The 15,399-nt window shown below is 70.0% G+C and carries 14 protein-coding genes; 3 read left to right on the forward strand and 11 right to left on the reverse strand.

The window, feature by feature from the left end; all coding sequences use genetic code 11:
- Nucleotides 1-376: 376 nt before the first annotated feature.
- The 4 genes from A8711_RS32515 to A8711_RS33235 all read right to left on the reverse strand — a co-directional run bounded on the left by A8711_RS32515 (nucleotide 377) and on the right by A8711_RS33235 (nucleotide 2,445).
- The gene (locus A8711_RS32515) at nucleotides 377-676 is read right to left on the reverse strand and encodes a TIGR02391 family protein (protein WP_069089511.1); all 300 of its coding nucleotides are present in this window, start codon (nucleotides 674-676) and stop codon (nucleotides 377-379) included.
- A complete protein-coding gene (locus A8711_RS32200) occupies nucleotides 652-1,059 on the reverse strand; it encodes a LysR family transcriptional regulator (protein WP_124779047.1) in 408 nt (135 codons plus the stop codon). The genes A8711_RS32515 and A8711_RS32200 overlap by 25 nt, the downstream gene beginning before the upstream one ends.
- 42 nt (nucleotides 1,060-1,101) lie before the next feature.
- The gene (locus tag A8711_RS25240; RefSeq protein ID WP_255365689.1) at nucleotides 1,102-2,124 is read right to left on the reverse strand and encodes a YeiH family protein; all 1,023 of its coding nucleotides are present in this window, start codon (nucleotides 2,122-2,124) and stop codon (nucleotides 1,102-1,104) included.
- Nucleotides 2,125-2,235: 111 nt separating this feature from the next.
- Nucleotides 2,236-2,445 carry a pentapeptide repeat-containing protein gene (locus A8711_RS33235; RefSeq protein WP_083297099.1) on the reverse strand — a complete coding sequence of 70 codons (210 nt, stop codon included), beginning with the start codon at nucleotides 2,443-2,445 and terminating at the stop codon, nucleotides 2,236-2,238.
- An 877-nt stretch (nucleotides 2,446-3,322) separates the two neighbouring features.
- Between A8711_RS33235 and A8711_RS25245 the strand changes: the two genes are divergently transcribed.
- Together A8711_RS25245 and A8711_RS25250 are read left to right on the forward strand one after the other, a co-directional pair.
- Nucleotides 3,323-4,552 (forward strand): serine protease, encoded by a 1,230-nt coding sequence (locus tag A8711_RS25245; protein WP_069089512.1) that lies wholly within the window; start codon nucleotides 3,323-3,325, stop codon nucleotides 4,550-4,552.
- Between the two features lie 218 nt (nucleotides 4,553-4,770).
- Nucleotides 4,771-5,838 carry a glycoside hydrolase family 43 protein gene (locus A8711_RS25250; protein ID WP_069089513.1) on the forward strand — a complete coding sequence of 356 codons (1,068 nt, stop codon included), beginning with the start codon at nucleotides 4,771-4,773 and terminating at the stop codon, nucleotides 5,836-5,838.
- A gap of 325 nt (nucleotides 5,839-6,163) precedes the next feature.
- On the opposite strand, the gene A8711_RS25255 is transcribed toward A8711_RS25250, so the two are convergent.
- Together A8711_RS25255 and A8711_RS25260 are read right to left on the reverse strand one after the other, a co-directional pair.
- On the reverse strand, nucleotides 6,164-6,514 hold the full coding sequence (locus A8711_RS25255) for a hypothetical protein (RefSeq protein WP_069089514.1): 351 nt from the start codon (nucleotides 6,512-6,514) through the stop codon (nucleotides 6,164-6,166).
- Nucleotides 6,515-6,832: 318 nt separating this feature from the next.
- Entirely contained in the window at nucleotides 6,833-8,371 is a 1,539-nt protein-coding gene (locus A8711_RS25260) for a ricin-type beta-trefoil lectin domain protein (protein WP_013476102.1), read from the reverse strand.
- A gap of 357 nt (nucleotides 8,372-8,728) precedes the next feature.
- On the opposite strand from A8711_RS25260, the gene A8711_RS25265 reads away from it, so the two are divergent.
- The gene (locus tag A8711_RS25265; protein WP_013476103.1) at nucleotides 8,729-9,259 is read left to right on the forward strand and encodes a hypothetical protein; all 531 of its coding nucleotides are present in this window, start codon (nucleotides 8,729-8,731) and stop codon (nucleotides 9,257-9,259) included.
- A gap of 214 nt (nucleotides 9,260-9,473) precedes the next feature.
- On the opposite strand, the gene A8711_RS25270 is transcribed toward A8711_RS25265, so the two are convergent.
- The 5 genes from A8711_RS25270 to A8711_RS25290 all read right to left on the reverse strand — a co-directional run.
- A complete protein-coding gene (locus A8711_RS25270) occupies nucleotides 9,474-10,505 on the reverse strand; it encodes a methyltransferase (protein WP_030274725.1) in 1,032 nt (343 codons plus the stop codon).
- Nucleotides 10,502-11,680 carry an aminotransferase class V-fold PLP-dependent enzyme gene (locus A8711_RS25275; RefSeq protein WP_069089515.1) on the reverse strand — a complete coding sequence of 393 codons (1,179 nt, stop codon included), beginning with the start codon at nucleotides 11,678-11,680 and terminating at the stop codon, nucleotides 10,502-10,504. Before A8711_RS25275 ends, A8711_RS25270 begins: the two co-directional genes overlap by 4 nt.
- A complete protein-coding gene (locus tag A8711_RS25280; RefSeq protein WP_049800115.1) occupies nucleotides 11,681-12,952 on the reverse strand; it encodes a tryptophan 2,3-dioxygenase family protein in 1,272 nt (423 codons plus the stop codon).
- A 58-nt stretch (nucleotides 12,953-13,010) separates the two neighbouring features.
- Entirely contained in the window at nucleotides 13,011-13,715 is a 705-nt protein-coding gene (locus tag A8711_RS25285) for a tryptophan 2,3-dioxygenase family protein (protein WP_030274719.1), read from the reverse strand.
- Between the two features lie 648 nt (nucleotides 13,716-14,363).
- A partial coding sequence (locus A8711_RS25290) for a PepSY domain-containing protein (RefSeq protein WP_141707689.1) occupies nucleotides 14,364-15,399 on the reverse strand: 1,036 nt, incomplete at its 5' end.

Below are 15,399 nucleotides of genomic sequence, written 5' to 3' on the forward strand. Positions count from 1 at the left end.
GTCGTCTCCTGCCCGGTGTGGGCAGACTGTACCGGCGGGCATCGACCGGAAACGACCCATGCTGCGTAAGCCCGGCCCAGGACGCCGAACTAGAAGGACTCTTATACCACGGTACTCGGACTTCTCCACTCGGGCCGTAAGGCGTTGGCCGCGAGGTATGGGGCCAGTCGTCCGTCCGCTCGCCGGGGCCGCGCCGCGCTCGGCGTGCTCCTGAGGACGGCCAACAGAGCACCGGTTTCCTAACACGCTGCTCTATCTGCAGCCGCAGGCTGACTACCTGCATCTCCTCTAGTTCTGCCTCGGATGTACCGATCGCAACGTGTAGCCGCTGTGCTCCCTGCCTGAAGATCAACCGGACGGCGCCTGGGCAAGTCTGCTACGGGTGCGGGAGGCGGCGCAGCAGTAGGCTCGCCAGGGCGAGGCATTCGAGTGCTTCGTCGCGAGTGTCGGCTAGTTCTTCGCCATGTGCCCTGGGGTTTCTTAGCCCGGCGATCGCTCCGGCGAACAGGAACTGGAAGCCCTTGCGCTCGTCGTCAGCGTTGCGTCCGGTGTGACGGGCGACATCGATCATCGGCTGTTGCGGATTGAACACGCGGTGCATCAGCGGGACGCCGGATTCGGTCAGCCCGGTGGCTTCCTGCACCGCGTGCTCTACGGCGCGGAAGGCTTCGAACACCGCTCGGCTGTAGTGACCGTTCGCGAACAGCGCAGCCAAGCCGGCAGCAGGTACTCGGCCACGGTGAGACTCGCCGAGATACGCACTCGCGCCTGCCGGTCGGCGCGCAACGCCAGAACTCCATCGGCCAGGTTTTGCGCGGCGTCGATGACGGTACGCGACCAGACGACCACCGTCTCACCAGCGGGTGTGAGAAGGCTGCCGCGCCGCGAACGCACCAGCAGCGGTACGCCGAGCCGGCGCTCCAGCCTGGCAAGCCGAGCACTGGCGCTGGGCTGGGTGATCCCGTGCGCCCGCGCCGCGCGCCCCACGCTCCCCGTCTCAGCAACGGACAGCAGCAGGTCGAGCGCCGGCAGGTCGCTTATCCAGGCGGGCAGTGGCATCTCTTCGCAGTCTGTCACAGGCAACTCGCCGCACCGCCTTCGTCAGCGCGTCAGCAGGTGTTGCGTGGCCAAGCTGGCTGAGCTGACCGCGACCCAGAGGACCATGCCGAGCAGCAACGGCCGTGCACCGGTGCGCCGCAGAGCGGCCACGTCGGTGGACAGACCGACAGCGGCGAGGGCGATCGCGATGAACAGCAGCGCCACCTGGTGTGCGGCGGTCTGGACGGCGGCGGGGATGAGCCCACCCGTGTTCAGCGCGGCCACGACGAGGAACGCGACCAGAAACCAGGGCACGAGAGAGACAGCGAGCCGGAGCCTCGACGTCTCCGTCCGGTCCTCGCGGCGGCGGTGCAGGATCGCGAGAACCAGGACGATCGGAATGATCATCAGGGTGCGGGCGAGCTTGACGACCACCGCATATTCCATGGCGTCCTGGTGGTACGCGCTCGCCGCGGCGACCACCGAGCTCGTGTCGTTGACGGCGGTGCCCGCGAAGAGACCGAACGCGCGCGCGCTCATCCCCAGCGCGTGACCGAGCGGCGGAAAGATCAGCACGGCGGCTACGTTGAAGAGGAAGATCGTCGAGATCGCGTACGCCACGTCGTTGCTCTTCGCCCGGATCACCGGGGTTGTGGCCGCGACGGCGGAGGCGCCGCAGATGCCGGTGCCGACACCGATCAGGGTGCGCAGATCGCGGGGAACGCCGAGCAGCCGGCCCACCAACCAAGCCAACAGCAGGCACGGCCCGAGCGTGCCCAGCATCACCGGCAACGATCCCGCGCTCACCGACAGCACCTCGGCGAGCGACAACTGAGCGCCGAGCAACACGACTGACACCTGTAGCAGCCAACCCTTGGCCAGGTGCAGCCCCGGCGCCATCGCCTCGGGACGGCGCCGCGCCAGCGGGCTCAGCAAGACCCCGGCGACGACGGCGAAGACGGGCGCGCCGACCACGGGGACCAACGCGCCGACCACCGCTGCGGCAAGCCCCAGCGACACCGCCGGGCCGAGCCCGGCGGCTCTGGGTACGCGGCGACGGCCGGGCAGGTCAGCGAGAACGATCACCCGTTCAGGTTTCGCGTACGCGGCGCCTGGCGGTAGTGAGCATTCCCGGACTTCAGTCATAGCCAACGCCTATGGCTTGCCCTCACTTGCCGACGCGGATTCCCGCACCGTTCATCGGTGAAGGTTGGTCCCCCCGGTGGCGTCTGTGCGTCCGTACTCCGGATCGTGCGTCATGACGTAGCTGAACCGCGCGTAGGACAGGTCGGCGCCTCGCAGATCGCAGCCGGCAAAGCTGACACCGCGAAGTGACGCGCCCCGCAGGTCGGCGCCAGGCGACGAAGACCGCTGCCACTCACACCCGTTCCCATCGCGGCCACCCACCCCCGCAGAGTCCTACAGCCGCTGGGGGTGTCGGCTAGCTGTCTGAATGCCCGTATGGATCACGCCGCAGCCGAGCGGCCGGACTGCTCCTCACCGTCGTGGTGGACATAGTCGGCTCAGGGTCAATGTTCTGCTTGCGGCCTAGGGCGCGCTCCCGGCCGGCAGCAACCGAACACTATGGTTGGCGGGCGACCGCCCGGCTGCCTGCTCTCGCCGCCGGCCATGCAAGGACTATGGGCATGTCGTTCGAGGTGGATTTCAACTGGGCATCGCAGGCGATCATCGACACGGTCGCCATTCCCTTTCTGTCGCTGGAGACCTCGCGCGGGGCGGTCGTCGCCGACCAGGCCGTTCCGGCACTCGAGCCGGGACAGTCTGGGCCCGTCGCAGTGACCATGCTTGGCTGCGGGCGATGGCAGAGGGGCAGCATCTACCGGTTCAACGCCGGTTGCAACCCGGCGCCCTACCCAGGCGGCCGAGGTGCGGGCCGTCGGGATCCTGCCCCTCGCGCAGGCGCAGGCTCTAAAACAGTGGTTCCTCGGGCGGTACGCGGGGTCGAACCCGCAGGTGCTGAAGAGTGGCGAGAAGTAGAACGTGATTCCGACCCGCAACCTCGCGGTCTTCAACCTTCACATGGCGCGCGCTGGCCACCGCGACGCCTGACGGCGTGGTCACCGATCGACCAGCGGTCATCACATCCGACCGTGCGGCGCTCCGGCCTCGCTGCCGGGCCGGCCGTGGAAGGCGAGCGGACGGGCGCGGGCAGCCGTTCGATTTGGCGGTACCGCATCCCGCCATCAATCGATACTGTTCTATAGAAGCTCGTGCGAGGGAGCCCGTCGGAACGGCATCCGCCGTTCCTCGGAAAGGAGTGCGGATGAGACACATGTTGCGGCGCGGTGCGCGATACGCGGCGGTAGTGCTCGGCGTGTGGGCGCTCGGGGTGAGCATGCTGCCCGCGTCCGCCTCCGGGGCGAATCCGGCCCGGCCGGTGGCTCCGGCGTCGGTCCGGGCGCCGGAGGCTGCACAGTTCTCCGCCGAAGGCGTCACCACGGTGGGTGAGCTGCGCACACTCGACACCACCCGCACCGCCGACCGGCCGGGTGCGCGTCAGCTCATCCGGCATCCCGGCGCCACGTACGTCAAGGTCCACTTCAGCGCACTGCGGCTGAACGAGGGGGACTACGTCACGGTGTCCAGCCCGGATGGCCGGGAGACCTACCGGTACGACCGGAGCCTCGACCGGACGACCGGCTCGGACTACACCACCGACGGCGGGCCGGGCTTCTGGGCGATGTCCGTGACGGGGGATACCGCCGTGGTGACGCTGCACAGCGCGCGGCCCGCTCGCGCGGTCGTCGACATCGACCGGTTCTGGCGAGGGTACAACCAGGCCGAGATCGCCCAGCACAACTTCTCGACCACGTCCGTCTGTAGCACCGACGCCCGCCGGGACGTGGTCTGCTACCAGAGCACACACCCCACCGAGTACGCCCGGGGCCGGGCGGTGGCACGGTTGCTCATCGGTGGCGGCGGACTGTGCACCACCTGGCGGGTCGGCAACACCAACCGGATGCTGACCAACAAGCACTGCTTCTCGACCCAGTCAACGGTCAGCGCCAGCGAGGCGCAGTTCAACTACCAGTGCGCCACCTGCGGTGGCAGCAACCCCGGCCCGGGCACGAAGGTGAGCGGTGCGACCCTCTACCGAGTGAGCAGCGGTGGCTCGGGTGAACTGGACTACGCGCTCTACTCGGTGAACAATTTCGCCGCGATCCAGGGGTTCGGCACGCTCTACCTGAGGACGACCGCGACCAGCACCGGCACCCGGATGTACGTGCCCGGGCACGGTGATGGCAGCCCGAAGCGACTGTCGATCTACGAGGACACGCAGAACGGTGGTGTCTGCACGGTGCGCAACGCGAACTACAACACCTGGAACATCAGTTACAGCTGCGACACCTCGGGCGGCAACTCGGGCTCCCCGGTACTCGACGCCAATCACCGCGTCATCGCCCTGCACCACCTCGGTGGGTGCCCGTCCAACCAGGGGGCGAAGGCACACCTGATCTACAACGAGATCGCCGGGCTGATCGACAACGGCTGACGGGCGCTTGCCGGTGGCTCGCCGACCGCACCCGGCGGCCGGGCCACCGGCGCGTCGCGGTCGCCACCCGCCGGCCGACGGTCGGTCCGTTGCCCCCACCCGCACCCGATCCGAGTCGTTGGTTGACACGACGAGCGTCGATTGGTCAGTCTGGGAGAGCGCTCTTACGCGCCGGGAGGTCAGCCGCCTCTCGACTCTAGCGGGAACCGGACGATGCCATGAGACGGCAGCGGATGCTCGGCAAGCTCCTCGTCGCCGTTCTGCTCGCCGCGGCAGGCTTGTGGCAGGTGGGGTTCGTCTACTCGCCGGCCGAAGCCGCGCAGAGCATCCGTGCGGCGGATCCCAGTGTCATCCGGGTCGGCGGCACCTACATCTCCACCCAGTCGGTCGGTGACGGCATCGCCGTTCGTCAAGCCTCGTCACCCGACCAGTTGAGCGGGGCGGTTCAGCGCCAGGTGTGGACGGACACCCGGGGCCGCGGCGGCGTCTGGGCACCGGAGATCGTCCTCGACGGTGGACGCTACTACATCTACTTCGCGCTGGGCGCGGGCAGCAGTCGCCGCACGTTCGTGATCAGCTCGACGTCGCCGGACGGTGGGTACACTGCCGAGCAGAAACTGGCCCTGCCGGACGACAAGTGGGCGATCGACGGGTCGTTGTTCACGTTCAACGGACAGCGCTGGTTCGTCTGGTCCGGATGGGCCGGTGACACCAACGTCGAGCAGAACATCTACCTCGCCAGGATGAGCAGCCCGACCACGCCGGTCGGGGCGCGCTACGTCATCTCCCAACCCCGGGAGCCGTGGGAGCGAGTGGTCGGCAACCCATTCATCAACGAGGGGCCGGAGCCGATCCGAGACCCGAACGGCCAGTTGCACATCGTCTACTCCGCCAACGGCAGCTGGAGCGACCAGTACTGTCTCGCGGACCTGCGACTGCGGGCCGGAGGCGACCCGACGTACGTGTGGGACTGGTACAAGTCCAACGGCTGCCTTTTCGGCTCGAACCGGTCCACCATGATGTCCGGCTGGGATCCGACCCTCTACGTCAACGGCCCCGGGCATCACACCTTCGTGCTGCTGCATGGCGACATCGCCACGAGCCCACCGGCCGGGCCGCGATTCCCGCTGATGTTCCACGCGGTGCCGAAGGGAACGCCCTACACCTGGAGCAACCGGTTCTGGTACACCGGCACTTTCTGCTGGTGGGGCAACACCACCTACCGGCGGGCTAACGTCCCCGGCCCGAACACCGACACCGGCTGGAGCCTGAAGTTCTTCGAGTAGCGGTCGGTAGGGGGACCACACGGGCGGCGGACAGCGCGGACGCCACTCGTGCCCGCGCGTCGGCATCCGGGCCCGCCCGGTGGCGTGCAACAGGAGCGTGCCGGGGCGGGAGGGAACGGGCCCCGGCCTGCCGGAAGGCCGCCGCCACGTGGCCAAGCTCCACCTCGCCCAGCGGCGAGTCGGTTTCGGCTGCGGTGAGGATATCGAGGGCACGTGTGCCGGCTCGTGGTGAGCCATCGTCCCTCTTCGAGGGCGGGCGCCGGTGCCGGGGTCCACGGCTTGCGGAACTGGCGTCGCGCGTGTGTCCGGTCCACTCCGCGCAGGGTCAGCCGGCGACCTGGTCGAGCAGTTGCAGCAGGTCGTGCGCGGCCAGTTCGACGTCTTTGTGCCGCCACTCCGAGGCGCGGTAGACGCACGCGACCAGACCGGACCGGTGGACGCGGCGGAAGTCGCCGTAGGCGAAGGCGTACCGGGCCTTCGTCTCCTCGTTCGCACCCTCGGTACGGCCAAGGAACCATTCGCCATACTCGCGCCACGAGTGCTTGTCGAGGTAGTCGTTCTCGTTGGTGGCCCGGGGCTGGACAACACCCCAGTCACTGTCGAGCACGTACTGGCGTGCTTCGATGAGCCGCCGGGCGCGGACGACAGCCGCCTGATCCACCGAGTACGAGGCCATGCCCGGCAGTATTCCCCGGCGAACGATCCGCCATGCCTACCGAGGTGGCCTCCACGGTTCGGCCCGGCCATCCTGACTGGCGGAGTAGCGGGTCCGCCTCGGCGGGCTCGTCGGTCCGCCGGGGGCCGTCGGTCACCATGGGCGCAGCGCGGAACCGGCTCGCCAGCACCCGCGACGAGGGTGATCGGCGCACCGTTCGACACCGGTCACTGCGCGGCGACGGCCGCACCTGAGCTGGCACGTCCCGGAGCGACACGGCGTGCCGCCGTCGGCCCACCTCGGACCGCCCCGGGCGGGACCGCCGTGTCAGGCCTCGGATCAGCCGGAGCGCCACTTCTGGTTGGCGGTGCCGGCGCACTCCCAGAGTTGCAACCGCGCACCGTCGTTGCCGTTCCAGTCCTTGATGTCGACGCACTTGTTGGCCTGCGGGTTGACCAGGTCGCCGGCGGCGGACAGCACGAACTGCTGGGCCGGGTTGCCGCTGCAGGTGGCGATCTGGATGACCGCTCCGTTGTCCCGGGAGCCCCAGGCGACATCCATGCACATGTTGTTCTGCGTGCGCAGGCTGCCGCCGGTGAACGTCCACGCCTGCGCGGCCGTGCCGTTGCAGTTCCACGCCTGCAGCGGGACTCCGTCGGAGAAGTTCGAGTTCGGCACATCGACGCACTTGTTGTTCCAGTTGCTGATGATCCGGGTGCCGGAGCCGCCCCCGCCGGTGGTGACCAGACTGAGTCCGAAGACACCGAGGATCTCGTTGACCGGCTGGAACCACATGGTGCCGCCGGTGGTGCAGTTGCCGGATCCGCCGGAGGTGACTCCCTGGGCCTGATCGCCGGAGAGCCAGGCGCCGCCGGAGTCGCCGCCCTCGGCGCAGGCGTTGCTGCGGCTGAGCCCGTAAACCGCGCCCTGCGCGTAGTTGACCGTCTCCTCCCGGCCCAGCAGTACGCCGCACCGCCAGCCGGTCGTGCGTCCCGACCGGCACACGGAACTGCCGATCACCGCGTCCCGGGACCCGGCGACGGGAGCGTTGCCGCCGGCGTAGTTGTTCACCCAGGGCCGCGGCGTCCAGTCGGCGTTGGTGCGGACCCAGGCGTAGTCGTTGCCCGGGAACGACGAGCCGGCGAAGGTGCCCTGGGCTGCGTTATTGAAGCCGCGGGTGGGGCTGCCGGCGGCTCCGCAGTGCCCTGCGGTGACAAACCCGCCGACCACGGCGAAGCCGACGGAGCAGAGTACGTTGCCGTTGATGACGAACTGGTCGCCGCCGCGGATGTCGTACATCGGGCGCGGCGCGTCGGGCGCAGGCGCGTAGCGAACGAGCGCGTCGGCGAGGCCGGCGCCGCGCACGAACGCTCGGCCGGTGCGTTCCTGTCCCGGTGCCACCCGCACCACCACCTGGTTGGCGGCGACGTCCACGTACCAGCCGCGGACGGCGGCCCCGGGCGGTTGACCGGCGGCGCTCCGGTCCAGGGCGGTACGCGCCGATGTCAGGCTCGTGAGCGTCCGAGGGACGAGCCTGGGCCGGGCTCCCTCGGCCCGCACCGCGTCGGCCGCGGAGGCGTCGGTGACGGCGACCGTGAGCGGGCCGTCCGTCTCCAGCCACGAGCCGGCGTACCCGGTGCCGAGGCGCCCGCGCAGCCGTCGGTCGACCACCGCCGCGGCGGCCTCGGCCGCGAGGCGGGCGGTGAGTTGATCGTCGGTCAGGTGCAGGTCGCGGCGCATCGCGGCGGCCATGCCGAGCGGCAGGCCCGCCACGGCCGGCCGTGCTTCGGACTGGTGGGCGATGTGAGCCGCCGCGGGGACGGCCGGGACAGACAGGCCGAGCATCGCAGCGGTGAGCAGCGCAGTTGTCTTGATCATCGAACTCCTTCCGGTTGTTCGTGACGCACCGGAGGCGGCGCGGGAGAGCGCTCTCAGCCTGAAACCGTAAACGATCCTTGTCAATAGATTGGACTCGATTTATTCCCCAGTTGAGCGGCCGTCGCGCCCGTCTCGGCGGATCGACGGGACGAGCGCCGGTCACCACCCGGACGTCAGCGGGAGCTCCACGTCTGGTCGGACTGGCGGTTGCCGGAGTCCCATATGGTCGACCGGGGTGCCGTCCACCGTGACGCACTGGTGCGGGCCGTCCTGGTCGTGTTTCCTAGGCGACATTGCGTCGTGGCGCCTGTGCGGGCACCGCTCGGAGCGGTGGTCATCTGCACCTAGACTGCGCCGATGGATGCTGAATTCGCGGCCAACGCCGCGGCCACCGCCGCGATTTTCGGGGTCTTCGGGATCGTCTGGTTCGGCTGGGCGCAGGAGGCACCGCCCAAGGCGTGGCGTCCGTGGCTCGGCATCGGTTCGGTGTTGTCTCTGGTCGCAGCGATCATCGGCGGCATCGTCACCGCACGCACCTGGGACAAGGGCAGTTCCGTGGACGAGAGGACGGGGCCGGTCTTCGGGGTGATCGTTCTGATCGAGGTGGTCCTCTGTGCCGTCGGCGCGATCTGGCTCCGGCGCGCCGGCCGCACCTCCCTGGTTCCGGTTTGGATCGCCCTGATCGTCGGCCTGCACTTCTTCCCCCTAGCGCCGCTTCTGGGGTATCCGGCCCTCGCGATCTGGGCCGCGCTCGTCGCCCTGGTCGCGCTCGTCAGCGTCCCTGTCGCCCGACGGTGCGACTTCACCCCCAGCGCCGTCGTCGGTGCCGGCACGGGTGTGGCCCTCCTGGCCGGAGCGGCGACCGCACTGGTGCACGCGCTCACCTAGGTGTATTGCCGGAGTCGCTGGTGCCGCACAGCGCTGGGACGTGTCTGACCGACGGCGACACGGTGGGCGGTGCGCGACGCCGAGCTCCGCACCGATGCGCCGGACGGATCGGCCGTCACGGCCGCAGGGACGGGCGCGCCGGCCGGCAACGGTGAGCCCGGGACGACTTGCGGCGGGTGCGGCCACGCCCGCATCGTCACGCCGGCTGGGCGGGTCACGCTTCGGCCACCGGCTTGTGCCCGCAGGCCAGCTCCCAGCCGCCGGGCAGCACGGCCACCCGGTCGAAGCCGACCTCCTTGAGCAGACTGGTGTAGAACTCCACCTCCCGCAGCCGACTGACGCAACTGTCGACCCCGATGAGGAAGTAGCTCCAGAAGAACTGCATCGCCAGGCGGTCTGGGGTGCGGAACTCCTCGCAGATCACCAGCAGCCCGCCCGGTTCGAGGGCCGCGTACGCCTTCTCGACCAGCCGGCGGGCGACGTCGTTCGGCCAGTCGTGCAGCACCCGGACGAATGCCATGGCGTCGTAGCCCGAGGGCAGCGGCTCGGCGAAGAAGTCGCCGCCGACGAAACCCAGCCTGTCGACATGCCCGGTGCGGGTCCGGGTCGCCTCCACCAGCGGAGCCACGGCCGGCAGGTTGTACACGTCGACCCGTAGCCCAGGCGCGTCGTCGAGGATGTGCGCGGCGAGCGTGCCGTCACCCCCGCCGATGTCCAGCAGACGGCGCCGGTCCGACCACAGCCGGCTGGCGTTGCGATGCATCGTCTCGATCACCGGACCGAGACCGACGGCCATGCTGCGCTCGAAGTCGGCGGTCTGTTCGTCGGTCTTCGGGGGCCAGGCGAAGTCGTCGTCGCTCATGCTCACCTCGCCGCGCAGGCTCTCGGCCAGCCGGCCGTGCAGCAACCGCCAGGGGTAACGGTCCCGGTCACGTTCGACAGCACCGGGGCCGACGACCGCCATGACGGCATCCCGGAGGCCGGGTACCGCACGGTACGTTGCCATCGCGATGTCGTCACCTGGCTCGCTGCGCTCAACGACACCGAGGCTTTCCAAGCAGTCGAGGAACTTGTAGAGCCGCAGGGGCCGCACGTCGAAGCGGGCGGCCAGCTCACCGAGGCTCGCCGGCCCGGGCTCCAAGGCGTCGAGCAGACCCGTGCCGAGCGCGGTCTCCAGCACGTCCATGGCCTTCGGCCCGTTGGCGAGCAGACTCATCAGCGCGCGTGGGGACAGCGTGACCTTCACCGTTTCAGCTCCTCTTCCAGGGCGTCCATGAACGTGTCGATCTCGTCGAGGGTGTTGTAGACGTGCGGGCCGACCCGCAGGTAGCCCCGCCAGCTGCAGACCATGTCGCGAGCGACCAACCGCCGCTTGACCGCCTCGCCGTCGGCGACGTCCAGGCACACGACGCCACCGCGCCGGTGCGGCTCGGTCGGGCTGACCACGTCGATGCCAGCCACCGCGGCCCGCTCCAGGATCCGTTGGGTGCAGGCGAGCGAGTGCCGTCGAATCGGGCCGGCACCTACCCCGGCCAGCAGATCCAGGCCGACCTGGGAGATCAACGAGGTCAGGGGGAACGGCGTCCCGCCGGCGAACCGTCGGGCCCCACCGGCCCAGCCTGTCGACGGCTGGAATGTGAAGGCCCGGTCACCGGCCTGCCAGCCGGTCGCCGCTGGCTCCAGCTGCGGCACCAGACCCGGGCGCACGTAGAGGAAGGCAGTGCCGACTCCGCAGAGCCACTTGTGCGCGCCGCCGAGAACCACGTCGACGCCGAGCGCCGTCACGTCCATGGGCATGACCCCTACGCTCTGGAAGGCATCAACGACCACCAGCGCGCCGACGTCGTGGGCGCGCCGCACCAGCCGGGGCAGGTCGACGGTGGCCCCCGAGGAGAAGCTGGCGTGCGGGATGCACACCAGCAGCGTGCGTTCGTCGATCCGTGCCTCGACGGCGTCCTCGTCGAACCGCGGGCTGCCCGAGCCGACCACGTCGAGCCGGGCGCCGTACCGACGGAACGCGTTCCAGATGAACGGCACCGTCGGATACTCCAGATCGGTGGTGACGATCCGGTTCCGCGGCGGACGATAGTCGAAACAGGACGCTACCCGGGCGAGCAGCGTGCTCAGGTTCGCGTCGGTGACCACGCTGCCCGGCGGTGCGCCGATGAACGCGGCGACGGAGTCGGCGTACCGGTCGAGGCCGGCGTGCCAGTCCTGCCAGACCTCGTCCCGCCAGTTCCGCAGCGTCCGCCAGTAGCCGGTGAGCACCTGTTCCGCGCCTCGCGGCACCGCGCCCGTCGAGTTGTTGTTCAGGTAGACGCCGGTGCTCAGCAGGGGGAACTCGGCGCGCAGTGCGGCGTGCGCGCTGGCGTCGAGGCACTCGGGCGTATCGAGGTCGGAGTTCTGGTGCGGTGGGCTCACTCAGGGCTGCCTCTGGTCGGCTCGATGGGGGACGGGTCGGGGCTCGCAGGCGACGGAGGTGAAGACCGGGATGGATCGGGCGGCGGCCAGATAGGGCGTGCCCTCCGTGTAGCCGGTGCCGGCCCGCGGGCCGAGCATCCGGGTCGCGAGCCGGTGGTGCGTGCGCCGCCACTGGAATACCGCGGCGGCGAACGACCGCATCTCCTCCTCGACCCGCCCGCCTTCGGGCGCGGCGAGCAGGCCGTCACGCACCGCCGCCCGGAACGCGTCGTCGATCGACGGCTGGCCGGCGTGCACCAGCTCGCGTACCTCCGGGACCTGGTGGTACGCGGCCGAGTCCAATCGCGACCCCTCGGGTGTGCGGCACAGCGACTCCATGAGCTTGTAGGAGCGGGACTGGATGGCGCTGGCCCCCGCGGTGTACTCCCGGAACGTCCGGAACGCCTCCGGCTGCATCGTCGCCAGCAGCGCGAACAGCGGCCCGGCGGCGGTGAGCTGCTGTCGGGCGTACGCCAGCCGTTCGGTCGCCCGCCCCGCCTGGCCGGCGGTCAGGGCGGCGATGGTGGCGCGCAACTCCTCGGCGACCCCCGCGAAGAGGCATTCGTACGACTGGAGCACCCGGATGAACAGGTACTCGTCGTGCGACACATGGACCGGCAGCATGGTCAGCCGCAGGACCAACTCGCCGGCGGGATCGGCGTCGGCGGCGACGGCCCGCAGCTCGTCCGGGGTCGCCACAGCTTCCCGGCCGGGGACCATCCCGGCGATGCCCAGTCGGGCGAGAGCGGGTGACACGGCCCGCACGCCGAGCCGGTAGCGCTTGGACACCACGTCCCGGCTCGGGCGCCGCTCGGGCAGCAGGTCGGTGGCACCGGAGGCGGCGGTCAACTCGAAGGCCAGCACGTCGGCGACCAGGCGAACGAGGAGCCGGTCCCGGTCCCGTCGCGCACCGAACGGGCCGGCGACGTCGCCCCCGCCGGGCAGCCGGAGCAGCCGCAGCGCAAGATAGCTGCGGTAGTCGTACCGGCCGTCCCACTTATCGAGCGCGACGTCGAGGAAGTCACCCAGCAGCCGGGCCTGCGGCTCCCGCGCGGTCGCCGGCACCGTCAGCTGCGTACGGGCCTGGTCGAGCAGAGCCAGCACTTCCTTTTCGACGAAGTGTTTACCGACCCGGTGAAACTCCGCCAGCACGGCGGAGTACGGAAAACGGCAGGTCTGACCGCCGCCGGACAGCCAACTCGTCAGTTCGCGCACGAAACCGCACCTCGACATTTCGGTCGCTACGCAGGTGGGTGAGGAAAAATTGACAATTACTGGTGAACGAGGATTGTCAACGTTGGTCGGCCTGTGATTCGTTAGCGGATCCGTCGGAGGGCTTCAGGCGGGCCCGCCACAGTGCAGGGAAGAACCGGTGCCCGACGAGCTTGGCGAGCATCGTCGCCTCGGCGCCGCCGGGATCGTGGCCCCCGACGCGCAGAGCGACCCGGTAGTGCCGCATACGCCACAGCGACACCCGCTCGTCCCACTCGATGAGCGCCTCGGCGAGCCGCTGGACGGGGTCGGCGGGATCCGGCCGACCCAGTGCGGCCGGTTCAATTCCTCGGACTTCGAGGTGCTCGGCGAACGCCCGGCCGAGCTGCCGGCTCATAGCGTGGACCTGCCGCCATCCGGGTGACTCGGCCCCGGATCCCTTGCCCAGCGCCGGTTGCATGGCCTGGAAGTCGGCCGGGGACAGGTGCCGGAACATCTCCAGCTGGTCGGTGACCAGTCGGATCCCCAACGTCGCCCGGGTTAGCAGCGACTCGGTCACCGCCAGCTCGCCGACGCGCAGCCGGGTGACCGCCTCGGCCAACTCGGCGGCGATGAGCTTCAGCCACAACTCGGTGGACTGGTGCACCACCTGGAAGAGCAACTCGTCGCGGTGCATCATCTCGTCCGGCCGTCGTTGCAGGGCGAGCAGCGTGTTCAGTCGCATGTAGCGCGCATAGTCCGTGGCGCCGTCGCCGGGCAGCACAGGTGAGTGGTCCTGCTTCACGGAATCGGTTCCCTTCGGTCGACGTCGCTGCATCGGAAACCGATGGTGCGACCATGCGTGCAGCGGACATTATGCAACGGCAAACGACAATGTGCTATATCTCAACCCGATCGATCTGAGAGCGTAAAACCTCCTTTCCGCCCTTGAAAACGGTCAGGCTGGGCAGGGCGAGATTTGGCCGTACGTGTGCGGTGGGTCGGCAGGCCGTCCACCGATGCAGCCGGGGAAAAGCTGCGATGTGGCCGGCCCGGGCGCGGGCGGGGTGGCGGCGCCCCTGCTGATCAGCCGCGAGGTGGACCTGCTCTGGCTGGGCCAGGTGCTCACCGGGCCTTCGGGCGCTGGTGCTCGTCGAGGTTAGGGCCGGCGCGGCAGGAGCCGGATTCGCGGTGCCACCTATGAACTCCCCGTCGAGTCTGGGCGCTACCGGCCGACGGCCGAGAACGGCACGACCACGACGGCGTGGACCGTCACGTCCGGCGCTGTCGCCCGCGCCGAGCCGCCGAAGGGGTCCTGCACGCCCGGAGGGATCGGGCAGTCCGTGCCGCGCCGACCCCTGCTGTTACTGCCGGAACATGGAGATCTGCATGATCACGCCCGACGACAAGATCTCGGTCTTCGTGCGGACCACCGGACAGAGCGGTTCGGAGATCACCGGGCCATTCCGCCGGTGACCGGCTCCCGGCCCCGCTGACCGACACGCGACCACCGCTGTCCGGCCGCCCCGCAGCGGTGGCGGCCGGACAGCGGTGCGGGGTCAGCTACCGGCCGGGGGCGGGTGAGACGGGGTATCGGCCGACCGCGCCGACGGGTGAGCATGCCGAGGGCGATGTCGATGAAGAGGAAGCCGAGCAGAGTGACGCCAAGCCAGGGCAGTACCCAACCGAGTGCCACGGTGACCGGTCCACCGAGCGGCAGCGCCCACCACGGAAGCCCTCGGACCCCACCTCGGGCGGGCGGCGCGCCGAGCGGTGCGCGGCGACCGGCGCGGGTGGGGCGGCGCTGCCACCACATGCGGTAGCCCCAGACGATGACGCAGAGCAGACCGAGAGCGAGCGCCGCGAGCAGGATCTGATTGACCGGGCCGAACAGGATTCCCATGTGGGCTTGAATGCCGAGGCTGCTGAGCCGCGCGAGGAGCGGCCAGTCGGCGAAGTCGCTGCGGTCGGTGACCCCGCCGGTGGTGGGGTCCACAGAGATCCGGTCCTTCGCGACCGGCCAGGCGTTGTCGACCTGGGCGACGGTCCATGCCTGGCCGGACTCCGCGGCAGGGCTGATCTCCACCGGCCCCGAGAGTCCGGCGCCGCGCGCGGAGGTCAGGACGATGTCGAAGGACGCCGGATTGTCCGCCGTGCCGGTCACCGCCCCACCGTGCTGGTGCCCACCACCACTAGCGGGCGGGGGCACGCCGTCGAGGGTGGTGGACAGTTCCGGAGTGCCGGCGCGCAGGACGTCCAGGCCGGCGCCGAAATTCGCGCCGGCGTACCGGGACCAGGTCAAGCCGGTGGCGGAGAGGAACAGCAGGCCGACCGCGAGCCAGACACCGGTGGTGGCGTGCCAGCCCCGCGTACGCCGGACTCCCTTGCGGGCGCTCAGGTCCGGTACGAGCAGGTGTGTCGTCCGGGCGCGGGTGGCGCTGCGGCGGCGCCACCACAGGACTACCCCGCCGAGAACGAGAACCCACAAC

It is taken from the genome of Micromonospora sp. II, assembly GCF_001709195.1.
Lineage (GTDB): Bacteria > Actinomycetota > Actinomycetes > Mycobacteriales > Micromonosporaceae > Micromonospora > Micromonospora chalcea.